General features: G+C 60.1%; 20 protein-coding genes. 7 read left to right on the top strand and 13 right to left on the bottom strand.

Features of this window, described 5'->3' with window-relative positions; all coding sequences use genetic code 11:
* Positions 1-70 precede the first annotated feature (70 nt).
* The 5 genes from miaB to LJE93_13650 all read left to right on the top strand — a co-directional run bounded on the left by miaB (position 71) and on the right by LJE93_13650 (position 6,375).
* A complete protein-coding gene (miaB, locus tag LJE93_13670; GenBank protein MCG6949954.1) occupies positions 71-1,405 on the top strand; it encodes a tRNA (N6-isopentenyl adenosine(37)-C2)-methylthiotransferase MiaB in 1,335 nt (444 codons plus the stop codon).
* A 31-nt stretch (positions 1,406-1,436) separates the two neighbouring features.
* Positions 1,437-1,937 (top strand): bifunctional nuclease family protein, encoded by a 501-nt coding sequence (locus LJE93_13665; GenBank protein ID MCG6949953.1) that lies wholly within the window; start codon positions 1,437-1,439, stop codon positions 1,935-1,937.
* A gap of 110 nt (positions 1,938-2,047) precedes the next feature.
* Positions 2,048-2,809 (top strand): AAA family ATPase, encoded by a 762-nt coding sequence (locus LJE93_13660; GenBank protein ID MCG6949952.1) that lies wholly within the window; start codon positions 2,048-2,050, stop codon positions 2,807-2,809.
* 67 nt (positions 2,810-2,876) lie between these two features.
* Positions 2,877-3,677 (top strand): ParB/RepB/Spo0J family partition protein, encoded by an 801-nt coding sequence (locus tag LJE93_13655; GenBank protein MCG6949951.1) that lies wholly within the window; start codon positions 2,877-2,879, stop codon positions 3,675-3,677.
* Positions 3,678-3,942: 265 nt separating this feature from the next.
* Positions 3,943-6,375, top strand: coding sequence for an LptF/LptG family permease (locus LJE93_13650; GenBank protein MCG6949950.1), 2,433 nt, complete (start codon positions 3,943-3,945; stop codon positions 6,373-6,375).
* Here LJE93_13650 and LJE93_13645 read toward each other — a convergent pair.
* From LJE93_13645 to LJE93_13630, 4 genes are all read right to left on the bottom strand, one after another.
* Positions 6,292-7,518 carry a beta-lactamase family protein gene (locus LJE93_13645; protein ID MCG6949949.1) on the bottom strand — a complete coding sequence of 409 codons (1,227 nt, stop codon included), beginning with the start codon at positions 7,516-7,518 and terminating at the stop codon, positions 6,292-6,294. The two genes, LJE93_13650 and LJE93_13645, sit on opposite strands and share 84 nt — an antisense overlap.
* Entirely contained in the window at positions 7,511-7,909 is a 399-nt protein-coding gene (locus LJE93_13640; GenBank protein MCG6949948.1) for an acyl-CoA thioesterase, read from the bottom strand. The genes LJE93_13645 and LJE93_13640 overlap by 8 nt, the downstream gene beginning before the upstream one ends.
* A 68-nt stretch (positions 7,910-7,977) precedes the next feature.
* Positions 7,978-8,625: an SMC-Scp complex subunit ScpB gene (scpB, locus tag LJE93_13635; protein ID MCG6949947.1), complete on the bottom strand. Its 648-nt coding sequence runs from the start codon at positions 8,623-8,625 to the stop codon at positions 7,978-7,980.
* On the bottom strand, positions 8,519-9,301 hold the full coding sequence (locus tag LJE93_13630) for a segregation/condensation protein A (GenBank protein ID MCG6949946.1): 783 nt from the start codon (positions 9,299-9,301) through the stop codon (positions 8,519-8,521). Before LJE93_13630 ends, scpB begins: the two co-directional genes overlap by 107 nt.
* A 139-nt stretch (positions 9,302-9,440) precedes the next feature.
* On the opposite strand from LJE93_13630, the gene LJE93_13625 reads away from it, so the two are divergent.
* Complete coding sequence (locus LJE93_13625; protein MCG6949945.1) at positions 9,441-10,037, top strand: ribonuclease H-like domain-containing protein; 597 nt, start codon at positions 9,441-9,443, stop codon at positions 10,035-10,037.
* Positions 10,038-10,113: 76 nt separating this feature from the next.
* On the opposite strand, the gene LJE93_13620 is transcribed toward LJE93_13625, so the two are convergent.
* The 9 genes from LJE93_13620 to LJE93_13580 all read right to left on the bottom strand — a co-directional run bounded on the left by LJE93_13620 (position 10,114) and on the right by LJE93_13580 (position 23,246).
* Positions 10,114-12,090 carry a response regulator gene (locus tag LJE93_13620; GenBank protein ID MCG6949944.1) on the bottom strand — a complete coding sequence of 659 codons (1,977 nt, stop codon included), beginning with the start codon at positions 12,088-12,090 and terminating at the stop codon, positions 10,114-10,116.
* An 11-nt stretch (positions 12,091-12,101) separates the two neighbouring features.
* A complete protein-coding gene (locus LJE93_13615) occupies positions 12,102-13,733 on the bottom strand; it encodes a methyl-accepting chemotaxis protein (GenBank protein MCG6949943.1) in 1,632 nt (543 codons plus the stop codon).
* The gene (locus LJE93_13610) at positions 13,723-14,196 is read right to left on the bottom strand and encodes a chemotaxis protein CheW (GenBank protein ID MCG6949942.1); all 474 of its coding nucleotides are present in this window, start codon (positions 14,194-14,196) and stop codon (positions 13,723-13,725) included. The genes LJE93_13615 and LJE93_13610 overlap by 11 nt, the downstream gene beginning before the upstream one ends.
* A gap of 5 nt (positions 14,197-14,201) precedes the next feature.
* Positions 14,202-15,047 (bottom strand): hypothetical protein, encoded by an 846-nt coding sequence (locus LJE93_13605; GenBank protein MCG6949941.1) that lies wholly within the window; start codon positions 15,045-15,047, stop codon positions 14,202-14,204.
* A gap of 12 nt (positions 15,048-15,059) precedes the next feature.
* Positions 15,060-16,382: a cyclic 2,3-diphosphoglycerate synthase gene (locus LJE93_13600; protein MCG6949940.1), complete on the bottom strand. Its 1,323-nt coding sequence runs from the start codon at positions 16,380-16,382 to the stop codon at positions 15,060-15,062.
* 218 nt (positions 16,383-16,600) lie between these two features.
* Positions 16,601-18,133 (bottom strand): glutamine-hydrolyzing GMP synthase, encoded by a 1,533-nt coding sequence (guaA, locus tag LJE93_13595; GenBank protein MCG6949939.1) that lies wholly within the window; start codon positions 18,131-18,133, stop codon positions 16,601-16,603.
* 114 nt (positions 18,134-18,247) lie between these two features.
* Positions 18,248-19,447, bottom strand: coding sequence for a VWA domain-containing protein (locus LJE93_13590; GenBank protein MCG6949938.1), 1,200 nt, complete (start codon positions 19,445-19,447; stop codon positions 18,248-18,250).
* A complete protein-coding gene (locus LJE93_13585; protein ID MCG6949937.1) occupies positions 19,447-21,363 on the bottom strand; it encodes a hypothetical protein in 1,917 nt (638 codons plus the stop codon). The genes LJE93_13590 and LJE93_13585 overlap by 1 nt, the downstream gene beginning before the upstream one ends.
* 155 nt (positions 21,364-21,518) lie before the next feature.
* A complete protein-coding gene (locus tag LJE93_13580; GenBank protein MCG6949936.1) occupies positions 21,519-23,246 on the bottom strand; it encodes a VWA domain-containing protein in 1,728 nt (575 codons plus the stop codon).
* A 241-nt stretch (positions 23,247-23,487) separates the two neighbouring features.
* Between LJE93_13580 and LJE93_13575 the strand changes: the two genes are divergently transcribed.
* A partial coding sequence (locus LJE93_13575) for an NADH-quinone oxidoreductase subunit A (protein ID MCG6949935.1) occupies positions 23,488-23,703 on the top strand: 216 nt, incomplete at its 3' end.

Genomic DNA, 23,703 nt, shown 5'->3' with positions numbered 1-23,703 from the left:
TTTTGGTTGTCGATTCTTGCGGTCCGACGACGGGAACGTTAAACTTACCTGCGATTGACGGAATCTGCGAATGAGATCCTTTTTCATTGAGACGTGGGGTTGCCAGATGAATCAGCACGACAGCGAGCTGATTGAAGGTCAACTCCGCGCAAACGGCATGGGACCCGCGTCTTCAGCAACCGAAGCAGATCTTGTAATCCTCAATACGTGCTCCGTTCGCGAGCGCCCTGTACGGAAGATCTCGAGTCGGATCGGGGTCCTGGGTAATGCACCGGATCCGCCCATCATAGGTGTATGCGGTTGCGTTGCCGAGCAGGAGGGTGCAAGGCTGTTACAACAGTCGGCTCGTGTAGGCTTCGTGCTCGGGCCTGGGCAGATCGGCAGGTTGGGAGAGGCCATTCGCGGCGTGCGACAGGGAACGAGGCCGGTGCTCGTCGGATTCGATGCCGAAAATGACCACAACTTCCGCACCATTTTTCGCAAGAGTTCGACCCGCGGCATGATCACGGTCATCGAGGGCTGCAACGAGTTCTGCACCTTCTGCGTGGTTCCCCATACGCGCGGTCGTGAAGCGAGCCGTCCACTGAACGCGGTGCTCGATGAGGTTCATGTCGTTGCCGCAACTGGGGTTCGGGAGGTCGAGCTCCTCGGTCAGACTATCAACGCCTACCGGTGCCCGGAGAGCGGTGCGGACTTCGCAGAACTGTTGGCGAAGGTGGCCGGTGTGCCTGAATTGGCACGGGTTCGGTATATCACCTCCCACCCACGGCACTTCGACCGACGTTTGATCAATGTCCTGGCCACCCACCGAAAGGTTTCGCGGTACCTCCATATCCCTTTCCAGGCTGGCGCCAACGAGATCCTCGCTCGCATGCACCGGCGCTACACCCGTGAGGAGTACCTGGACCTCATCGCGCGGCTGCGGAACGCGGTACCGGATATCAACCTCTCGACCGACGTTATCGTCGGTTTTCCGGGGGAATCCGAGGAGGATTTTGGGAAGACCTTGGAGCTCCTAGAAGAGGTCCGCTTCGGGCAGGTGTTCGCCTTCCCGTTCTCGCCACGACCGAAAACGCCAGCGGCTCGTTACGAGGGGCAGGTCGAGGAAGCGATCAAGAAGGATCGCCTCCATCGCCTCTTCGAGCTTACCGACCGGATATCCAAGGAGCTGAATCGAGAACTCATCGGCCGAGCCATTCCGGTCCTGATCGACGGTGACAGCCGCAGGAACCCCGACCACTGGCAGGGGAGGGGTGAGGACAACCGGGTTGTGAACTTCGCCAAGACCGGGCGAGAAGGGGTGGGTGAAATCGTCGATGTCCAGATTACACGCGCGAGCGCCCATTCGCTTTTTGGCGAACGCGAGCAGACCGGCGGAAGGCTGCCAGTGATCGGCGCCGCTTGACATCTCGCCCGGGCATCGACACATTGGGTGCATGAGCGATGTCAGAGATTCCTCGTCCGCGGTCCCGATGACAGTTCGGGGCCTGATCATGGATCCCGCCACCAACAGCCCGGTGGTCATCCTCGAAAACCCGGGTGGCGATTCGTTCCTGCCCATCTGGATCGGTGTCTGCGAGGCGAATTCCATTGCTCTCGAACTCGAAGGAGTCGAGACGCCGCGCCCGATGACGCACGACCTCATCCAAAGCCTGCTCGCGACTGTCGGATGCTCGGTCGATCACATCTTTATCCACTCGCTCGATGACAGCGTATTCATAGCTTCCATACAGCTCAGAAACACAACATCGGATACGTTTCAGGTGGATTCAAGGCCTTCCGACGCGATCGCCCTGGCGCTCCGGGCGAAGGTCGATATCCTTGTCGATTCTTCGGTGCTCGAACGCGCTGTCGTGACGGAATCCACCTCCGAGGAGGCTCTCCTATCGATCCTCGAACGGCTGCGGCCCGAAGATATGGGCGAGTACGAGATGTGACTCGTCCCTTTGGCCGAAACTGCACGTCATTGACACACGTTTCGCATCCCACCTATAGTGGCCGTCGCGCCGGCATCAACCAACCAACCTGATCGAGGCTCGGAGATCTCATGAAGATTGCCATCACCAATCAAAAAGGCGGCGTCGGAAAAACCACGACCGCCATCAACCTCGCCGCCGGTCTGGCGCAGAAAGGCCAACGTACTCTCCTGGTCGACCTCGACCCCCAAGCCAATTCCACCTTGTCGAATGTTGATCTCGACGCCATCAACGGCAACATGTACGACGTTCTCTGCGGCGCGATCCCGATGAAAGACGTCATTATTCCGGGCCCTCGTGAAAATCTCTGGGTCGCCCCTTCGCGCATTGCCATGGCAAAGCTCGAGGTGAGAATGGTTGGCGAGCTGGATGCTCCGTACCGCCTCAAGGACGCGATCAACTCCGTACGGCGACGCTTCGACGCGATCATCATCGACACGCCACCCACCCTTGGCCTTCTGACGGTCAACGCTCTGGTCGCGGCCTCTCATGTCCTGATACCGATCCAGGCATCCTATTTCGCCCTCGAAGGCACCGACGACCTTCTCGAGACGGTCGACAAGATCAAGGCCCGGCCCAACACCCAACTGCGGATGCTCGGCGTATTGATAACCATGTTCGACCGCCGTACCATCCTCTCCAAGCAGGTCCGCGAAGAAATCATAGGCGTTTTCGGCGATCTGGTTTTCGATACCTTCATCGCCAAAAGCGTGCGTCTCGAGGAGTCCCCGGCCCACCGGACAAGTATTTTCGACCACGCGCCCTCTTCCAGCGGCGCCTACGAATACTATCGACTCTGTGAGGAGGTGTTGGAACGTGTCGGGTCAAAGTAAGGCGGGCCTCCCGCCGAATCGACGCATGCGGCATGACCGCCATTTCGTCGATGAACTCGCGCAAAGAATGGGGGAGGGTATTGGTCGAATGGTGCGAATCACGTCCATCTCCAGCAACCAGGACCAACCGCGTACCAATCTCGGCGATCTCGACGATCTTCGATCTTCGATCGACGCGCATGGCGTGCTCGAACCGCTGCTCGTCCGCCAACTGGACGATGGGCGCTACGAACTCGTTTCCGGTGAACGCCGGTTCCACGCAGCCATGGCCGTCGGCCTCTCCGAGGTGCCGTGCATCGAACTCACCGTCAATGATCAACAAGCTCTCGAAATCGCCCTCATCGAAAACCTCCAACGCAAGGACCTTACCGCTTTCGAGGAGGCCGATGGCTATCGTACCCTCATCCAAAAATACGATTACACCCATCAACAGGTAGCGGAAGCCGTCTCCCGATCCCGAATTACCGTGTCCGAGACCTTACGCCTGCTCGCCATCCCGGAGCCGATCCGCGACCTATGTCGGCATGCCGACATCACCGCCAAGGGCATGCTCCTGGAAATCGCCAAGGCCCCTAGCGAAGAAGCCATGAAGCAGCTCGTCCAAGAGATCGTCCAGGATCGGCTCGATCGCGCCGCCGTCCGAGACCGCCGTGCAGCGCTTGCAGACGGTGCAGTCACATCCGAAGACCAGCCCCCGCGACCAATTCCCCAAAAACCTTTCACACTCCGTTTCCGCCATCCCGAGCGTTCCTTTTCGTTATCGCTTTCATTCCAAACCGAATCGGAGCCCGAGCCTCGCCAGGTGATAGAAGCCCTCCGTGAAGTGATTCGAGAAATCGAATCGAGCCTCGAAAACGAGCCGACCTGAGAATCTTGAAGAAAACGACAGGGGAGAGGGCCACGGCCTGAAAAACGACGTTTCTTGGGCACTTGGAATATTAGGTTTACATAATATATCTTATCGGACATTGTATATGCTCAATGATCATGTGGAAAATTCTCACCCTGCGGAAAACCTGTGGAATCTTTTTCATACATGTGCTTTCGATGCCCGGACGTTGAGTGTTCCGGAATATCGAACGGTGTAGAATTCCACCCATGAACTGTGCCCGAACCCCTCAGGACGGTCCGTCGTGAAGTTGCTCAAAACGATCGACCGGATGGTCATTCTGGAGGTCATTCCTCCAACGTTTCTGGGATTCATGACCTACACCTTTCTGGTCGTGATGCGCGGGATATTCAACCTGATCGAACAGATACTCGTTCGTGGTGTGGCGGTGCGCGACGCGTTTCAGGTTCTGTTGATCACGCTTCCCCACATCGTGGTGCTGACGATTCCGCTCAGTTTCCTGTTTGGCGTGCTTCTCGCGGCCGGACGGATGAATGATGACAACGAGATCGTCGCGATGCAGGCGGGAGGGATTCCCGCGCGGCGTCTCTTGCGTCCGATTGTTGGCTTGGGTGTGCTGCTCGCTCTGCTGAATGGATATCTGTACCTCGTAGTGATTCCCGGGTCCGGGCGTGCACTTCGTGAGTTAAAGGTCAGGCTCTTCGTCGAGGCCAAGAACCTCGGGCGTATCGAACCGCGCGTTTTCCACGAACAGTTGCCGAACATCCTGCTCTATCTGAGAGACGCCGATACCGATACCGGTGAATGGCGAGACGTTTTGTTCTTCGATAGCTCCGATCCCGGTGAGGAAAGATTGACCCTCGCGCAACGGGGACGAATGTTGACCGCGGGAGTCGATGCCAGGGCCACGACTGGAGAAATGGCTGATGTTGAACAGTGGATCCGTCTGGAGGACGTGGTGACCCACCAGTTCTCGAAAACGGATCCAGAGACCTATCGGATCAATCGTACGCGGTCGCAACTTTTCAGGCCCGAGTTGGGCGGAGGCGGAACCCTCCGATTCAGACTCGGCATGAGCGAGCGGGAGACCGGCGAGCTCGTGAGGTTCCTTCGAGGCGGTGAATTGAGTGTGCGCGAAGGAACCGAATCCTCGTTTGACGACGGTGATGTGGAAGTGGAACGGCGACACGCAGCGGTCGAACTGAACAAACGCCTGGCAATACCTTTTGCCTGCGTCGTATTTGCGTTTCTCGCTCTTCCGCTCGGGGTCGGATCGCGGTCAGGTGGGCGTGGCCGCGGCTTCGTTATCTCTATCGGAGTCGTCCTCGCCTATTATTTTCTCAGTAACCAGGGAGAAATGATGGCGATGGAGGGGAAGGTCCCTCCATGGCTGGGAATCTGGCTTCCGAACATTGTCCTGATGGCCATCGCCTTGTTCCTGATGACCAAAATGGATCGGTGGCTGGGTGAACGCGAAAAGGCGGAAGGCCCGATTTCCCGTATCGTTACGTGGGTCAGAGACTTGGGATCCTCCTCGGAGAACGAAGGTGGGCGGCGCTTGGCGCCGCCGGCTACCGGAAGCATGCCGGTGCGGGTCCAGAGGAGACGCTACGCTACACGATTCCCTGCACTCCTCGATCGTTACCTGACCCGGCGTCTCGTACCGCCCATTCTCCTCGTTCTGTTGAGCACCGTCTTGCTCTATATCGTTGCAGACCTCACCGGAAACATCGAGGATATGGCGAAAAACGACGTGCCCGCAAACGTGATTTTCGGTTATTACGCCAACCTCGTTCCTCAGGTCTTCCTCGACGTCACGCCATTTGCCCTGATGATCGCAGTCTTGATCCTCCTCACCCTCCTCGAGCGCAACCAGGAACTGACCGCACTCAAGGCGGGTGGCATATCTCTCTATCGCCTGACGGTGCCCGTCCTGCTGGTGGCGGCATTCGCGGCGGCTGGGCTGTGGATCTTGGGAGAAGCGGTCGTACCGAACGCCAACCGTGAGGCTCAACGACTCCTCGACCAGATCAAGGGCCGGGAGACCACTCGAACCTACCGCGCGAGTGATCGGCAGTGGCTGCTGTCGCGGGAGGGCAACACTTTTTACAATTTCCTTCGCTACGACCAGCCATCCAACACCCTGATCCGATTCACGATGTTCCGAATCGACGAAGACATGCAGTTGCGGTTCTACCTGTTCAGCCGCCGTGTTCGTTATATCGATGGATCGTGGATCGCTGATTCAGGCTGGTTTCGGCAGATCTTTCCTGACGGAACTGACGAATTCAAGCGAATCACCGCGCCGATCAAGCTCGAGATACCGGAGGGCCCCGACTACTTCGGTCAGGAGTACCGACGTCCATCTGAGATGTCGATTCGCGAGCTAGGGTCCTACATCAACGAACTGATCGAATCCGGTTATCGCCCGAACAACCTGATCGTTCGCTGGCATCTGAAGTTTGCCTATCCCCTGTCTGCGATCGTCATGGTGCTGCTCGCCCTCCCCTATGGCCTCAGTCGGGGAGGTCGGCGGGTCTCGACCATGCAGGGAATCGCCGTAGCACTCACCCTGGGCATTGCTTACTTCATGCTGACTGCCTTGTTTGCCAGACTGGGTGATGTCGAGGTACTACCGCCGGCGCTTGGCGCCTGGGCGCCGGTGATTCTCGCCCTTCTCTTCGCACTCAACCGCCTCACCACAATACGCACCTGAGGGCCGGAGTTGCCCTTTTTCGGTGTTGCTCAGCCCGGTTATTCTTGCGATGTCGGATACCGCGAGTGTATGGAAACGTCGCCGCAACGGATGGAGGTCATTCTCTCTTTGAGATGGGTGATTTCGGTTGGTGAGGAGAACGAAGACTCTCCCATCATCGGGTTCACACCACACAGATACGCCGGTAAAACCGTTGTGTCCGAAGGCGTCCGTTGACAGGGCGGGTCCGCTGGACGCGCCTGTCGTACCTCCCAGCTGCCAGCCCCACCCTCGTTCCTGAGCGAGGCCCTCCGTGTAGAGCCTGGTTGCCCGCCGAGCCTCATCTCCCGTCAAAAGCGAGCCACCGGCGGGCAGGTACTCCCCCGCCAACAAACGTACCCCCCGGGCAGTCCCGAAAAGTCCGGCGTTTCCCGCTGCACCCCCGAGAAACCTGGCGTTGCCGTCGTCTGGTTGTCCGGGCGACCAGGCTGGGACCAATGTTGAATCCCAGCCCTGCTCGGTGACCAGGCGCTTTTCGGTGGTTGGCTCAGTCGCTCCACCACATAGAGAATGCGTCTCAACCGCAGACATAAAACCCAGATCATCCTGCAGACCAAGCGGCACGGCAACCTGTTGATGAAAGAGGCGATCCAGCGCCATGTCGGCATGGCGTGCCAGCACCATACCCAGAATCACGAACCCGATGCACGAGTAGACGACTTCAGCTCCCGGACGTTTCTCGAGCCCGACCGCTGCCAGGCGCGAGAGTAGGACCTTCGGGTTGCCGTCAGCCAGACAGTAGAGCGGAAGCCAGGCCGGCAGGCCGGAAGTATGCGTAAGAATGCTCTTGATCGGCAGCCCGCCGATCTCACAGCCCCTGAATTCGTCGAGCACCTCGCCAAGCCGGGATTCCGGCGTGAGGTCATGCGTTCGAAATGCCAGCAGGGTGAGGGTCAAGGTTGCCAGCGGTTTGGTCAGCGAGGCGAGATCAAACCAGGTTTCCGAGTTGACAGCCGATCGCTCGGGGAGGACCTGCGCCGCGCCCGTCACCGCCCACGAGGTGCCGTGACCCACCCTCCCCCACTCGGCTACCGCACTTGGCGCGATGCCGGCCCGAACCGACCTCTGCAACAGCCTTTCGACGTCCGAAGCGGCTTCAGTCATTCGAAGGATCAGCCACGGTGTCGAGCGGCGTCGGGCGGTGGTCAGCATCGATGTTCACGTAGGTGATCTCAGCTTCCGTGACCTGGACGACCTCGCCGCGATCGAAGTGGCGAGCCGCCGCGACCCGCACGCGAACCGTGATCGAAGTCCGTCCGCGTCGCACCGGCTCGGTAAAGAATGATACGAGATCTCCGACGAACACCGGCTCGAGGAACACAACTTCCTTGATCGCAACCGTCACCACCCGCTTTGCGCCCTGGCAGCGCGCTTCCTCGGCTCCAGCCTGGTCGATGTAGGAAAGGATCACGCCGCCGAAGATCGTGCCGGCCGGATTCGTATCTCGTGGCATCATCAAAACGCGGCTCTTCGGTTGAGTCCGGCTGTCATCCATTGCGACCTCCGATTGCGTGTTCCAAGTATAGCTATCGGCGCGTCATGGTGGGACGACCGGTGCTGGGCTTACCCGGCCACGCCGACCTCGTCCTTGAGAATCTCCTCGGGATCGGGCAGGTCCTCAGGTCGATCGAGCCCGAAGTGCACGAGGAATTCTTTCGAGGTCCGGTACAGGAACGGCTTCCCCACGACTTTCTTGCGGCCCGCCATTCGCAGGAGTTTTCGTTCGAGGAGGGTCCTGACGACACTCGCGGAGTTGGTGCCGCGGAGAAAGTTGATCTCGGGAAGGGTCACCGGTTGCCGATGGGCAACGATCGCGAGAACCTCGAGGGCCGCCTGCGAAAGGCGCTGGCGTGCTGCGATGCCATGGTAATTGCGGAGAAAGGAGTCGAGTCCCGGCGGAGTGAAACAACGCCAACCGCCGCCCACCTTTTCAATGCGAACTCCTCGCTCCGGAGTATCCCAGGACGACGCCATGGCTTCAATCGCATCCTCGACCAGTGCACTCGTGACGTCGCGATCGTCGAGGGCTTCAACCAAAGCAGAAACCGCCACCGGCCCACGGGCAGTCAGGAGGATCGCCTCGATGGCGGCGGTCAGATCCTCCCTATTCAGCGGCCTCTCCCCTTTTAAGCAGCTCCTCTTCGCCGAGCTTTCGGTCTCCGGGCCGGAGATAAATTTCAGCAAACGCCTTCCGCTGCTCCGCAAAAACACCCCGGAGACGCACCAGCTCGAGCGTTGCGACGATCACCGCAACGACTTCTTCGGGATCCGATCTGGAGTTCAGGTGGCGCAGCAGCGGCACCATTCCATCGGCGGTGACTCTCCGGTAAATATCGGTCATTTTTTCTTCGACGGTGTAGCGCAAGGGCAGCACCTCGAGCGGCGGAGGATGGGATGCTTCGAAACGCTGCATCACCTCCAGATACGTCTGAGCGAGCAACCGGAGATCGACATCTTCCCAGTCGAGCTCGGATTCGGCCTCCGTATCGAGGCGAGTCTCCAGGTCGGTAGGCCACATGCAGCGCCGCACCAAGTCGGTGTCGTGAAGATACGACGCGAGCTCCTTGACCCCCCGGTAGGCGAGAAGTCTTTCGACCAGCTCTTCGCGGGGATCAGCCTCCCCCTCGGAAGCCTGGGGAAGCAGCATCTTCGATTTCAGATGTAAGAGCCACGAAGCCATCCACAGGAAATCACCGGCGACATCGAGATCGAGCTCCTGCATCCCCCTCAGGTGTTCGTGGTACTGATCGCAAATGTTGACGATCGGTATGTCGTAGATCGACACTTCGTTCTTTCGAATCAGATGCAGCAACAGGTCCAGGGGACCCGAAAAGACAGTTAGCTCCACCGGGGGCGCGTTAGGGACGGCTTCGACAATCGCCTTCATCGCGGGGGAGTATACAGTGGCCGCCAGCTCCACCCTCATCGGTTGATCGAGCGAGCCGGATTGCGCACACGGTCCCTCTGCGTTGAATCCCGGCGAGGGTGTTACACTCGCGCCGCCGGCCTGGGCACAGGGAGGAATCTTGGAATATTGGGACGGCCAGATGGACCTTTTCGATGCGAATCCGCAGCGCGAAGTGCCGGTTGGCCAAAAGGTCGTGGTTTTCGATTTGGAGACCCAGCGTTCGTTTGCCGACGTCGGCGGTCGCAGCCAGTTCCACAAGCTGGGAGTCTCGGTCGGAGTCGCCTACCGATATGACCGGGACGAGTACCTGGTCGTCACCGAGGACAACGTGAGCGACCTCGTGTCCCTCCTTCTCGCTTCCAACCTGGTCGTCGGATACAACATCCGCGGTTTCGATTATGAGGTCCTGCGCGCCTACACTGACGAGGACCTCCAGAGCCTCCCAACCCTGGACCTCATGTTCGACCTCGAAGAACGCCTCGGTTTTCGCCCGAAGCTCGACAGTGTGGTGTCGGCGACTCTGAACGAGGGCAAAATCGCCGATGGACTGCAGGCACTCGAGTGGTGGAATCGAGGCGAGATCGACAAAATCATCGAGTACTGCAGGGAGGACGTTCGTGTCACCAGGGATCTCTACGATTTCGGCAAGCGAAATCGCTGGGTGCTGGTGTCGCGGTTCGGCGGGAATCCGAGAAAGGTCGAGGTCGAGTGGTAACTTCTCGAATCTAATTCAATTATTAAGAATTCATTCTAATTCCATCCTGAATTTTGATACTAAGCTCTCAACCCGATCAATCCTCGACGACCACCCTGTGAATGACCGCCACCAGCTCCCGGGCATCAAGACCCTGTTTCGCAAGATATGCGTCAGCGCCCGACCCGAGTCCGGCCAGGCGGTGCGACGGTCGATCGAGAGTGGAAACCACGACGATCGGAAGGTGTTTGTGGCGCGTCGCCTGCCGAAGACTCCGGGTCAGCTCGAGTCCGTCGATGCCCGGCATTTCGATGTCGGTCACAACGCAGTCGACGCTCTGCCGGTCGAGGGCCCAAATGGCATCCTCGGCCGATTTGACTCCGGTGACCGCGAATCCGGCATCCTCCAGCAACCGCCCTAGCAGTCCCCTCGATACTCGAGAGTCATCGACCAGGAGAACGTGAATTGCCTTCGCCTTGGGAATCGGTCGATCGGCGAGTCTCTGCCACGACATACGGTCTGAAGGACGGAGGCTTTCCAGAGAAAGGACAGGTACCGGACGGCCGCTGGCGAGCAGAGTCATTCCTTCCATGCACGCAGGCGCGCCCACGCCCGGGTGCAGCGGCCGCACGATGACCTCCTCCTCGCCGAGGACGGCATCGACGACGAGAACGATGGTGCCGCCACCGACATTCATCTCGAGCATGACTCCTGCATCTCCTGGTTTCTCGCCCAGCAAATCGGCAACCAGGCAGGCATCGACCGACCGCCCATTCACCTGTATGGACCTGGACCCTTCAGACCCCTCGAGCAAATCGGCGGTGACCCGACGATAGGCCCTGATTGGCGAGGCCGGAACCGCGATGCGATGTTCGCCCGAGCCGACCACAAGTACCCGTTCGCCACGGCGCGCCAAAGGAACCTCGACCGTCACTTCGGTTCCCTCGCCGATCGAAGACGAGATCCACAGGTCGCCTCCAACCGATCTCACGGTCGCAGCCACAGCGTCGAGCCCGATACCGCGTCCCGACAGCTCGGTCGTTTGGTCCCTGGTCGTGAATCCAGGACGAAAAAGGAACCGCAACGCTTGCTCGTCGTTCAAATTCGCGGCAGCTTCCGGGGACACGATCCCACGTTCGACAGCTTCATCGATTGCCAATGAGATATCGATGCCGCGTCCGTCGTCGGCAACCTGGATCCGAACGCGGTCTCCACGTTCGAGGGCCTCGATTCGAATACGCCCGGTGACCGGCTTGCCAGCGTTCTTTCGGTCCCTTGGCTTTTCGATGCCATGATCCACCGAATTTCTCACCAGGTGGAGAAACGCCTCCTGGAGCGCACTCACGATGCGACGATCGAGTCTCGCATCACCGGTGACGACCTTGACATCCACCTCTTTCCCCAGTGATACGGCGAGCTCGTGTGCATGGGTCGAAAGAGTCTTCAGAAACGGCGCCAAGGGCTGAACCTGAACGCCAAGGACTGCGTCGAACTGCCGGTTGCTGAGGCGAGCTAGAATTCGCTGCCCCGACTCGAAATCCATCGCTACCCTGCGAAGTGAGGTCGCCAACGCGGCCAGCACCTGCCCAGGATCGGGCTCTCCGGCGCCGCTTTCGGCAAGACTCGCAAGACTGAATAACCGGTCGACGAGGCCTTCCGCCGCGGCTGAGACCACCCGCAACCGGGCCCCCCGGTCGGCGAGCTCGTCGACCACGGCAGTCGGCACTCGCAACTCCTGGCGCGACGTTCTCGGTTCGCCGGTGGAGAATTCACGATCTTCCGGAGCCGACACTTCATCGCTACCACCATTCAAACCATCGATCAGCGACCTCAGGCGCTCGACATGGACCGCGATTTCCCCATGGGTCAGTCGTCCGTCGACCTCGAGGAGGTCTTCGGTGGCGTGGCACGCATCGGCTATCTCAATCAGTCCGAGCATCCGGCCCGCGCCCTTGAGTGCATGGAGCTCTCGCCTGAGTTGAGTTCTGGCGACCTCGTCGGATTCCGCACGGGATGTGAGCCGTCGAATCCGATCGAGGCGGTCACCTGCCTCCTCGAGAAAGAGTGCGAGCAGTTCGGGGTCTTTCAGATTTTCGTCCAGTTCAGCAAATTCACGTCAACACCCAGCGCGCCGATAACGTCGTCATCGACGTCCCGCACGGCGACCGCGATCGTGAAGCACGGATCACCTGTCAGCAGGGAATCGTAGATCGCCGTGATAGAGGCCCTCTGGTCTCTCGAGACCGCCTGAAACCACGGACGATCGGCATAATTCTCGCCGATCGCCGCGCTCCCGGGAAGCTCACGATCTCCCAACAACTCGCTGTTCGCCGCGAATGCGATCATCGAACCGTTGCGATCGACCAGGAAGACGAATTCGATATACGGGCATGCAACAAGGAGATCCTCGAGCACCCCTTCCGCCACCTCGAGGTTGCCCGCGTAATCACGCAGACGGTCGGCCCAGCGCATCAGGATGTGCTTGAGCGAGTGTTCGGAATCGATACGGAAGCTCTGGGTAAGAAGCTGAATCGTCAGCGCCAGCTGATTGAGCTGGTCGGCCGCACCAGTGTAGCGCGCCAACCCGTCTGCGATGCGCTGTACGACCTCGCTTACATCGCGGAGTGTCTGAACCACCTGGTCGGAAGCTGTCCGCTGTTCTTCGGTTGACTCTGAGATTTCCCTCGCGGCTTCGGCTGTGTCGGCGAGCGCACCACGAAGCTGTGCGATCGCTTCCTGCGTGTTTTCACTCCCCCGCAAGACTTGATCCACAGCCTTGCTGCCCGCTCCGGTAGCCTCCACCACACCTCGAATCGAACCCGCAAACTCGTCCACGTGCGATCTCACGGAATCGACCGACTCCCGCGAGCGTTCGGCGAGGCGGCGGACTTCGTCTGCGACCACCGAAAAGCGTTCGCCGTGCTCACCGGCCGCCGATGCCTCGATCGCCGCATTGAGTGCGAGAATGTGCGTCTCCTGCGCAATCTCGTTGATAAGATCGAGTATGCGATAGATCTCTCTCGATCTTCCTCCGAGACTGTCTGCCCGATTCGAGATGGCGTCCATGTGCCGCCTGACAGCCTCGATTCCCGACACCGCTGACTCGAGAGCGGAGGCCCCCTGATTCCCGGCGACCTCGGACTTGGCCGCCAATTCCGCCTGGTTCAGCGCGTTGCTGGCGATCTGACCCGCGGCTCGGGCCAATTCTTCCGTCATAGCGGTGATCTCGACCACGGCTGCAGCCTGCTGGCTGGAGACCGAAGCGAGTTCGGAAGAAATCCTCTGCACTGTTCCCGCGGCGGTGGCAACTTCGACCGACGAAGACTGGATCTGCTGGATCAGGGCTGCCAGAGCTCGACTCGCGGTATCCACCGCCCTCCGCATTTCGTCCGGCAATCGGTTGTTCGGCCTGCTCACGGCCACCAGGTCTCCGTGTTGCATCTCCTCGAGCGCAACACCGAGCGCGCTGCATTGCTCGTCGTGGCTTCGTTGCAGTTCTCGATAATCTCTGATCGTGCGCCGGTTCGGGAGATGAACAAGCAGGACGTAACCCGCGACTGCGAGCAGGGCGAACAACAGATAGACCTGCAGATACCACTCCTCTCGGAGATCGCTGACGGTGAGTCCGAGAAAAACTCCGCCCACCAGCACCACGGCAAGCAACAACGCCAATCCGATCCACGCGTGCCGTCCCCTGGCACCAGCCTCATCTGCCATTTTTTGCTCCAGAATCCCGTGTTTCACAACCGAGGATTTCATCCACATTGACGACCTTAGCCGTTCGACCCTCGATTTCGACCGTTTCAGGGGCGCATCCATCGCCAAATCCATCGGTTTCTTCCGTTTTCGCTGTCTGGCAAATGTTCAAAACCTCGGCGACGGCAAGTCCCAGGAGCGAGCGATCGGATCGGGTCCGATGGGACACGATGACAGTCGTCCGTGTGCCCGAGTTCGTGACCTTCTCCCCCTCGACGGTGGCGAGGAGGTCGAGCACCGGCAACGGTTCACCGGCGAACTGGGCGAGTCCGAGAAGACGTGGCTGCGCACCAGGGACCGGGTGCGACGGCAGATCATGGACGATCCGCTGGACGATAGAAACCGGGAGCGCATATCTCGACTCTCCCGAGCGAACGAGCAGGAAGTTCCGGTCCTTTTCGCCCCTTGCCTTTTCCTGAATCACGCCGGTCAGGATATCACCGCTGGTAGGGTCCTCTCGTCGACCTGCGACCAGTCAAGCTGCGATCCGCGTGCACTATGTGGAATCAGAAACACACCCATCATGACCACCCACCCGAGAGCCACTGCCAGCCTCGAGCGTTTCTGCCGCCAGGCTAAAACGGTTGCCGGCAGCCAGGCCAGAAATGCGATCAGGGTCTTGTTATCTGTCAGGTCATGGCCAAATGGCCAGCCCGTCCAATACGCGCCGAACGCGAATTTCTGAACGATCGGCCCGAGAATCAGGCCGCCGACGATCAACAACGCCATCGAGGCGAGGATCAGGCCACGGGCCTTCGGAGACCCCGGTCGAAACACCTCGAACAGCGCCCTCGTCGAGACGAACATGCCGAGAAACATCGCCAGGATGTGGGGAATCAAAACACCGGCGGGAACTGAAGCGCGATAGCGCGCGACAACCGTCTCGTTCGAAGGGATCGAGACCACACTCCCACCGTCCTCGATCAAGATGCGATATTCGACCTTTCCGGCAGCCGGCTGCGGAGGAATCCAGGTTTCGAACTCCCACGCCTGACTTACCGTCATCGCGAGGCGCTGAAATGGCTCATCCGTCGGGAAACGCCGCCACTCGAGGACCGCCCGGCTGTCCCTCCCGGATTTGGGAATCGCAACTCGAATCTCGGGTCGCCCCTCGTTGGACCTGGGAAGGGAATACTTGATGGACTCGCCCGCCGGCATGACCGCAGAACCGCGGAGCGGATGGCTCGGTCCGGTCATGCGCTGAAACATGGCCAACAGCACGGTGACGATGAATGCCGCGACCCACAGCCCAGCGGATACGCCTCGCTTGCCCATTGTTCAATGTCCTCAGCTGGTTTCGATAGCGGCAGCTACCATTTCCTCAATGACTCCCGGTTCGACCTCTTCGAGTTCGTACCGGACGTTGGCGATCGGCTTGTTGACCGTGATGATTCTGTCGAGGTCGATCGGGGTTCCCTCGACCACGACATCCGCATCCGCGGCGTTGATGGTGTCTTCCAGATCCTTGACCTGCTCGTCGCCGTAACCCATCGCGGGCAGAATCCGCGCGGCGTTGGGATACGTGTCGTAGGTTTCTTTGATGGTACCCACCGCGTACGGGCGCGCGTCGACGATCTCGGCGGCTCCGGCCTGCTTGGCGGCGAACCAGCCGGCTCCGTATTCCATTCCACCGTGAGTGAGCGTCGGCCCGTCTTCAACCACCAGCGCCCGCTTGCCGGCAATCAACTCGGGCTGATCGGCCGTGATCACCGATCGGCACTGGATGACCCGCGCACGCGGGTTGGCCTCGCGGCAGGTTGCCAGGACCTGCTCGACCTTGTCAGGATCGGCTGTGTTGACCTTGTTGACGATCAGAAGATCTGACATCCGGAGGTTCGTCTCTCCAGGATAATACGAAAGCTCGTGACCCGCGCGATGCGGATCGACCAGGGTGATATGAAGATCCGGGCGGTAGAACGGCGTGTCATTGTTGCCGCCATCCCAGAGAATCACATCCGCTTCCTTTTCGGCCTCGCGGAGGATCTTTTCGTAGTCGACTCCGGCGTAGACCACGAAGCCGTTATCGATGTGGGGCTCGTACTCCTCGCGCTCTTCGATCGTGCAACGGTGACGATCGAGATCGTCGTAGGTCTCGAACCTTTGGCAGGCCTGCTTGGCGAGGTCGCCGTAAGGCATCGGGTGGCGGATCGCGACAACCCTCTTTCCCATTTCCTTGAGGATGCGGGACACATAGCGTGTGGTCTGCGATTTGCCGACGCCGGTTCGCACGGCGGTAATGGCGATGATCGGTTTGGAGGACGCCACCATCGTTTTGGTCGCGGAGCACAGGCCGAAATGCGGTCCCCAACCGATCACCTGCGATCCCTTGTGCATGACGTATTCGTGGGGCACGTCGGAGTAGCTGAACCAGACCTCGTCGACTTCGTGCTCGGCAATGATCTCTTCGAGGTCTGACTCGGGATGGATCGGAATACCGTCGGGATACAGCGAGCCCGCAATCTCTGCAGGATAGGTCCGGTCCTCTATGTCCGGAATCTGCGTGGCAGTAAAGGCCACAACTTCGTAATTCTCGTTATCGCGGAACAGGCAGTTGAAATTGTGAAAATCGCGCCCAGCCGCCCCCATGATGACGACCTTGGTCCGTGCCATGTTTTCCTCCCTGGGAGAACCGTCAGAAATTTCGACGGTCAGCCACCGGGTGAAGCTGAACCGGCAGCGCAGTCATTCTACCATCCGCCCACCCACTCAAATTTGAATTGTGAATTATGAATTTTGAATTCCCGCCCAACCTCCCAGTTACAGAGGTGGTTGGGGGGCAATTCAAAATTCAAAATTGAGAATTCAAAATTCGGCAGTCGCCGCAGGCACTACTCCCATTCAATGGTGCCGGGTGGCTTGGAGGTGACGTCGTACACCACGCGGTTGATTCCGGCCACCTCGTTGACCACGCGGCGGGCGATCCGATCGAGGACGTCGGGCGGGAAACGGTACCAGTCCGCGGTCATGAAATCCGTGGTCGTCACAGCCCTGATGGCAAGGACATTTTCATAGGTTCGCGAGTCCCCCATGACGCCCACACTTCTGACCGGAAGCAGGACACACAACGCCTGCGATATCTCGTCGTAGAGTCGGGCGGCACGTACTTCCTGGATGACAATCGCGTCGGCTTCCTGGAGGGTCCGGACACGATCCGGATCAACTGCACCCAGGATTCTCACCGCCAGGCCAGGTCCGGGGAACGGATGGCGCCACACGAATTCGTGCGGAAGACCGAGCTCCTCCCCTACCCTGCGGACTTCGTCCTTGAACAGGTCTCGCAACGGCTCCACCAAATCCAGTCCGAGGCGTTCAGGCAATCCGCCGACGTTGTGGTGGGTTTTGATGACCGCCGCGGTTCCGCGAACGCCGGAAGACTCGATGACGTCCGGGTAAAGGGTCCCTTGGGCAAGGTAGCTTGCATCTGCGAATCGACGCGCCTCTGCCTCGAAAACCGCCACAAACTCGCGCCCGATGATCCTGCGTTTCTCCTCAGGATCCTCAACTCCGGAGAGTGCCGTGAAGAATTGATCGGAAGCGTCCACCCGATCGAGCTCGAGACCGAATTCCGCGAAACTCCGTTCGACCGCATCGCCCTCGTTTTTTCGCAGCAGTCCGGTGTCAACGAAGATAGGGACGACGCGATCGCCGATTGCCTCGCGGAGGAGAACCGCGGTGACAGACGAGTCGACGCCGCCAGACACTCCGCATATCACCTTTCCTTCAGTAATTTCCTCTTCGAGGGCGGCAACCAGCTCATGCCGGATGGCGGCAGGGTTCCAGTCACGTACTGCGCCTGAAAGGGCGATAAAATTCTCCAGCATCGTTGTGCCATGCGGCGTATGGCGCACCTCCGGGTGGAACTGCAGACCGACGAACCGTCTCGAACGCTCGTACATCGCGGCCACCTTGGTTGTCGTGGTACGGGCCAGGATCTCGAAACCCTCGGGCACGCGCTCCACAAGGTCGCCGTGGCTCATCCAAACTGGCTGCCGGCTCGGTGTCCCCGCGAAGACCGGGCCCTCCTTGACCAGATCGAGCTCCGCGAGGCCGTACTCGCGCTGCGCCGAAGACCGAACGTCGCCGCCAAGGTGGCGCGCCATCAAATGGAGGCCGTAGCAGATGCCGAGGACCGGAACGTCGAGGTTGAAGACAACCGGGTTTGCCTGCAAGGATCCCTCTTCGAATACGCTGGCGGGCCCCCCGGAAAGAACGATCGCCACCGGTCTGAAATCGCGGATCTCCTTTTCGCCCAGGTCTCCGCGCTCGACGACAGTCTTGACGCCGAGTTCGCGCAAGCGCCGAGCGATGAGCTGTGTGTACTGGGAACCGAAATCGAGGATGAGGATGATCTCGTGCTGCATCTGCTCTCCGTCAGGCGTGGAGGATAGCAGAAGCTTTTAAGCCCGGATTATTCATGAAGCTCCTGCTGTCCGCTTGCCCCTCCCAGAGAGGTGCTGATTGCTGTCGGCTTTTCTTCAGTGATCCACGTAGCCGCGCGGCGCACGAACCTCGACTCCGCGGGCGTCGACGCGCACCCGAACCCGATGCCAGCGACCGTCGTTCTGGGTGTCGTTCGGGTAATAGCCGAGCACGTATTGTTCGCGAAGCTCGTCGAGGATCCGCATGAAAACTGGCCGGATCTCGGTCGGCGACGTGACGCCGAAGATCCGTCCGCCGCTCTGGACAACCGCATCTGTCAGTGCGTCGTACTGCGCCCGGTACTGCTCCGGGTTTTTCCACGCCGAGCTCAAGCGCACTTCTCCCCCCGGCGTCGATTGATCATTTTCCCGAACGATCCGCATCCAGTAGATGAGCGCGTTGCTCCTCCGCGCAATCGCGGAAAAATGATCCAGCGGCAATACACTGTGGGTATCGATCCCATCCGACAGGAGGATCAGTACCCGGCGTCCCTGACGCTGTTCGAGGAGCTTCAACGCGACGAAGAGGTGATCCAGAAGAGCTGTCCCCCCGCGCGCCTCGGTGTCGCTGAGCCCGGCCGTGAGAACGGCCTTGGAATCGGTGATCGGCGTGATGCTCAGGAGCTGGTCCGAGAACACGATCACCTGCGCCTGATCCAGCTCTTTCATCCCGTAGACGAAAGACGCTGCTCCGGTGGTCGCCGATTCGATCTTTTCGCCGTACATGGATGCACTCGCGTCAATCAGCAGAACGGCCGTGAATGGGATGTCACCGCGAGCGAAGGTGACCAGTTCCTGTGCGTCACCCTCGTCTGAGACGAAGAAATGTTCACGACCGAGATCGAGCACCCGCTCGCCTTCGCGAGTCACTGAAACATAGAGCTGCTGCAGCTCGACCTCATAATCGGCCGCAATAGCTAGCGGCTGCGTGGAGACCTGATGGGTCGCCTCGTTCCCCTCCACATCCCTGGCCACGACCGAAAATCGATGGGCGGTGTTTTTCTCGCCAAGGTCGACCTTCATCCGAAACGGTTCCTGAGTCAGGGTCCCGATCGGCCGACCATCGAGCTGAAACTCAACCTCGAAGATCTCGGCTCGAGCAACGACCTCCACCACGAACTCGACATCGCCGATAACGAAGTCACCGTCGCTCGGCTCGACGATCGACACCCAGATATCCTCAGCCCATGCTCCGACGGTGGCGCACAGGACAACGAGCAGGATGGTGCCCGCACGTAGCACTTGGCCACGCATCATCACCTCGCCCCTCCTCCATCGGCCAATGCGGATTGCAGCACCGGCAGCGCTTCGCCGGCGAGCGAATTGAGGGTCACCTGAGATGCTGAAGTTCCAAGGGCCGGCCACTCGCCATACCTCGCTCGCGGAGATACACCGCGACTGGCCGGGGGAAGTTCGCGCACCTGCTCGATCGCCTGACCGTGGCGGTTCGATTGTTCGAGAATTGCCGCCAGCAGGATGTGGATGCGCTGATCCTCCGGCAGCCGCACGAGCGCCTGACGAGCCACCCTCTCGGCCTCACCCATCTCGCCCCGTTCGATCAGGTAACGAACCAGTTCCTGCGCCGCGATTTTCTGGATCCAGGGCCTGGCCGGTCCCCGGATCAATCGCCTCAGATGTTCCACGCCTCCCACCGCCCGGCCAGTCCTGATCAGGTTGATGGCGAGCCGAAGTCTGCCCTCGTCCGAGCCGGCTGCGATGTCGACCGACCTACGGTAGTTGACGGCCGCGTCGAAATACTCGCCGCTCCTCTCGAAGCTGAATCCGAGCGACAGCAAGGCCGGTTGATAGTCAGGACTGTAGTACAGGGTTTGCTCGAGAAGTGCACGTGCCGCCGACGATGCGCCGGCCTGCGCGAGGTCTCGCGCAAAATTCACCATCAGGCCACTGGAAAAACTGTTGCCAGGATCGAGGCGTGCCAATTGCTGCGCGCTGGTGATGGTCATCTTCCGCGCGTGCATTGCGAGGGCTCCCTCGGATCGAGCCAGATAGCTGCGGTACAGCTCCCGATGCAAAAGTGCCAACGGCATCAAACAGGCAGGGTCCCGCGCCGCAAGCGCCTTTGACTCAGCGTATTCCGCTTCCCCCAAGGCATTCAGCGCTTTCCGAGACGGCGCCTTTGCGACCCTGCGCTCGAGATCCGCAACCTGCCGTCGACCGGATACCGCATCTCCGTTGGCCAACGTGCGCAAAGCGCGGCGATAGGCGCTCCGTATCTCATTCTTGCGCAACTTGGACGCCGGCTCCGGTCTCGACTCAGAATGCGTCAATACCTGGTCATTCTCGTTTCGAAGGCTGGCTGGCCACGCAGGTGGTTCCCCTTCGCGCACCACCAAGATCGGAAGCGCACGCCGCAGAACCTCGCTCGATTGATCATCAGTCAACGAGACTATGAGGGTGTATTCGCCCGGCGGCAGGTCAATTGGCGAGAGCACGGCGCGGTGGAATTCGAACCCCCCCGAGCCTGATGCCGATAGACTCACATTTGGCTCGGACACGGTTCGTCCGACGTCGTTCTGGATCCGGATCGAAACCCGCGCACCCCGGCCCCAGCCTCCCCCCCCGAGCCATACCTCTGCAGGATGGTCTTCGACCACCGCAGGGCGCGCGGACGGGAAGACGCCACCGCAGTTCCCGGAGATCACGGCATCATCCGTGTCGCCTTGGCGGATCATCAACCATTGCGACCCCTCATCGGGGAAGAGCGGCGGGAGAAGCTGCGGCGACGAATCGTCTTCAGACGGCACCGTCACAAGGCTCCATGACATGAAAAACCGCTCGCTTCGCTGATTGCGGACCATGACCCTCAATGCATAACGGCCCGCAGGCAACGCGAACGCCCCACTGAACTTCAAGCCGCACGCAGTGATTCGATCTTCGTAGATTGCCGGATCGAGGATCACTCCGCGTTCGGAGTGATCGACAACTCTGCCGTCGTCATCCACGACGTATGCGTAAAGTCCGACAGCAATCGCTCCACGGGTTCGCCCCGCCATCAGCGAACGGCCGTCGACCTCGACGACATACGGCACGTTCGTTCTCCCGTCTGGTGCCCGATCTGCGAGCGACCAGATCAGCGAACCCTTGACGTCTCCACCAGCCTGCCCGGAGAGCAGCAACGCCCCTGTGCGCGCCTCCACCGCACCGATTCTCATAGACTCGACGATCTCCGGTCGAGAAGGTTCGGAGTCCTCAGCCTGGCCCTGAGATGCGAAACCAAGGCTCGCGCAACCGATGAACGCGATAATTGCCGACCCTCTGCACCAACGTGCGAGCACTCGCCGAGGCGTCACAGTCGGACGTTCGACCTTCAACTTTCGGCGTGCACCCTTTCTTTGACGTCGACCTCGATCATGGTGACGGACTCGGTTTGCGCAATCTCATCCCTCACTCCAACCGCGATCCGTTGCCTTCCAGGCCGTACCGCGAGTCGGAACGTGAAGCCCGCGGTCTGACTGAGCGCGGAAGCCAGATCATCATTCCCTACCGGCACCGGATATTCGCGCCGCTGCGGTGGTGAAAGGTCGCCTCTGTCGTCACGAACCGTGAACAGAATGGAAATCTGACCCCGGTGCTCTTCCTCGGACGGAACCAAAACGAGCCCGCCGATCGGCACCGTGACGATGATCGGCACCAGATAGGAGCCGTCCTCGCGCACCATCACCTGGCCGCTCGATGCCGCGATCCCGAGGGGGTTGTCGGCGACGCCATGCACCGCAGCCGCGAGCGTCGCGTCGATCAGCCGCTCGGTTTGGGGAATATCGAGATAGCCCTCGCGATTGCGGACGCGGACGCCATCCCGTTTGACCTTGACCTCGAGCCGATGGTAGGCGTTGTCGCTCGCATGATTCGGTTCGAACGCGAGCGAGTAATAGCTGCTAAGTTCAACCGACACATCGGCGAGCTGCCCGGCGAGGGCCGGAGAATTCACCAGCGCGCGCCCCCCGGTGGTACCGGACATATTGGACATCAGGACCTCGGCGCTCATCGCCTGATCCACTCCCACACCATCGACGTCCATGAGCCTCGTCTCGGCCGACATCGACCGCGCGAGGCCTGCCCCGACGCCCGCGAGCGTATATATGCTCACCCGATGGCCGTTGGCGAATTGAGCGAGCTCGTCGAATTCGTTGCTGACGTCATTGCGCGAGGCTTGCAGGAAGGCTCGCTGCGCATCGATCCGAAAAATTGAAATGTCCCCGAAGATTTGTGCCCACCTCCGATACAGACCTTCGCCAGGCCGCGCCTCGACGCCATCACTGACGAGCAGGAGGGCCTTGCGGCCGTTCAACCCGGACAACGATCTGATCAACCTTTTCTGATTCTCGATGCTGGTGCGGGATCTGTGGACCGTCTGATCGACATACGAATTTATGGCCTGATAACTCGATCGTCCGGCTCTCTCCAGGTCGTGGGGCGACGTTCTGCCCGCCACCGAGGCTCCCGTCACCGAGGTCTCAATCTCCCGAATCAGCATCTTCTCGTCGATCTCACGGGAGAGGGAGGCCGCATCCTTGATCGCTTCGAGCGCGGTGATCACTTCGTCGGTTTCCTCGGTGAATCCTCGATCGACATGGATTCGACCGTCATAGCGGACCAGCATGACCTTGAGATCCTGCGGCAGGTCGCCGGCGAGAAATGTGCGGAGATGCTCGACCGCAGCTTGGCGGCGTCCCCGCCCGAGGTTGGTGTCATCGAAAAAGATCACCAGGTAGAGATCCTGCGAGGGCGATGGCGTGAGACCGGAATCGACGACTTCGCCGGAATCCTGGTCGGGCGAAGCGACCCCTGGAGCGGCATAAAAGTGCGAGATCATCACCGAGTCGCCGTCCTCGACGAGCTCGAAATCCTCGATAGTCAAGCCAGGTACGGGGCGACCGTCACGGTCGGATACGTAGACGTCGACACTGACCAAAGGGACTTCCAGCGGCGCGAAGAAGGTCGCCATTGGTTCGCCGGCGTCTTGCGCGGCAACTCCGGCCACTACCGCCGCCATAACCAGGACGCAGCAGATGAGCCGATGGACCTTCCTCCCCATGTATTTCCTCCAGAAACCGCGTTCACGCGGTGCAACCGCCAGAGGTTACTACGCATTTCGGTTTTCGTGGTTTTCCATTCACCGGTGTTTTCTATGTCTTATTGGCCGGCCCTGTTTGCGCTTTCGAGACTCAAATGGGGAAACCGATGTTTGGAGTCTGCAGCCACTCCCCTCGACATTTGACCTGCTCCTGGTGCACGGCTACGATCCGCGGTGGACCTCGTCGAGGCAAAGGAAGCTGATGGCCGATCAATTCATGCCCGTCCTGATCACCCTCGCGGTTGCCGGGGGATTCGCAGCAGTGTTGCTGGGAGCAGCGGCACTGCTCGGACAGCGTACCCGCCAGCGCTCGGCCGCCAAGACAGAGGTCTACGAGTCCGGCGTACCACTCATCGATCGCGCGCACAAGCGAATCTCGGTCAAGTTCTATCTCGTCGCCCTCGTTTTCGTGGTTCTC

The sequence above is a fragment of the Acidobacteriota bacterium genome (assembly GCA_022340665.1).
Lineage (GTDB): Bacteria > Acidobacteriota > Thermoanaerobaculia > Thermoanaerobaculales > Sulfomarinibacteraceae > Sulfomarinibacter.
The sequence above is the reverse complement of the archived record's forward strand: the minus strand, read 5'-3'. Positions and strand labels throughout refer to the sequence as shown.

Excerpts from the sequence above, each read along its gene's own strand:
- LJE93_13645 (MCG6949949.1), bottom strand. The coding sequence starts at position 7,518 with ATGACTGAAGCCGCTTCGGACGTCGAAAGGCTGTTGCAGAGGTCGGTT.
- LJE93_13615 (MCG6949943.1), bottom strand. The coding sequence starts at position 13,733 with ATGGCAGATGAGGCTGGTGCCAGGGGACGGCACGCGTGGATCGGATTG.
- LJE93_13655 (MCG6949951.1), top strand. The coding sequence starts at position 2,877 with ATGGGGGAGGGTATTGGTCGAATGGTGCGAATCACGTCCATCTCCAGC.
- LJE93_13600 (MCG6949940.1), bottom strand. The coding sequence starts at position 16,382 with ATGGCACGGACCAAGGTCGTCATCATGGGGGCGGCTGGGCGCGATTTT.
- LJE93_13630 (MCG6949946.1), bottom strand. The coding sequence starts at position 9,301 with ATGAAGGCGATTGTCGAAGCCGTCCCTAACGCGCCCCCGGTGGAGCTA.
- LJE93_13640 (MCG6949948.1), bottom strand. The coding sequence starts at position 7,909 with ATGGATGACAGCCGGACTCAACCGAAGAGCCGCGTTTTGATGATGCCA.
- LJE93_13590 (MCG6949938.1), bottom strand. The coding sequence starts at position 19,447 with ATGATGCGTGGCCAAGTGCTACGTGCGGGCACCATCCTGCTCGTTGTC.
- LJE93_13665 (MCG6949953.1), top strand. The coding sequence starts at position 1,437 with ATGAGCGATGTCAGAGATTCCTCGTCCGCGGTCCCGATGACAGTTCGG.
- LJE93_13580 (MCG6949936.1), bottom strand. The coding sequence starts at position 23,246 with ATGGGGAGGAAGGTCCATCGGCTCATCTGCTGCGTCCTGGTTATGGCG.
- guaA (MCG6949939.1), bottom strand. The coding sequence starts at position 18,133 with ATGCAGCACGAGATCATCCTCATCCTCGATTTCGGTTCCCAGTACACA.
- miaB (MCG6949954.1), top strand. The coding sequence starts at position 71 with ATGAGATCCTTTTTCATTGAGACGTGGGGTTGCCAGATGAATCAGCAC.
- LJE93_13660 (MCG6949952.1), top strand. The coding sequence starts at position 2,048 with ATGAAGATTGCCATCACCAATCAAAAAGGCGGCGTCGGAAAAACCACG.
- LJE93_13585 (MCG6949937.1), bottom strand. The coding sequence starts at position 21,363 with ATGAGAATCGGTGCGGTGGAGGCGCGCACAGGGGCGTTGCTGCTCTCC.
- LJE93_13605 (MCG6949941.1), bottom strand. The coding sequence starts at position 15,047 with ATGGGCAAGCGAGGCGTATCCGCTGGGCTGTGGGTCGCGGCATTCATC.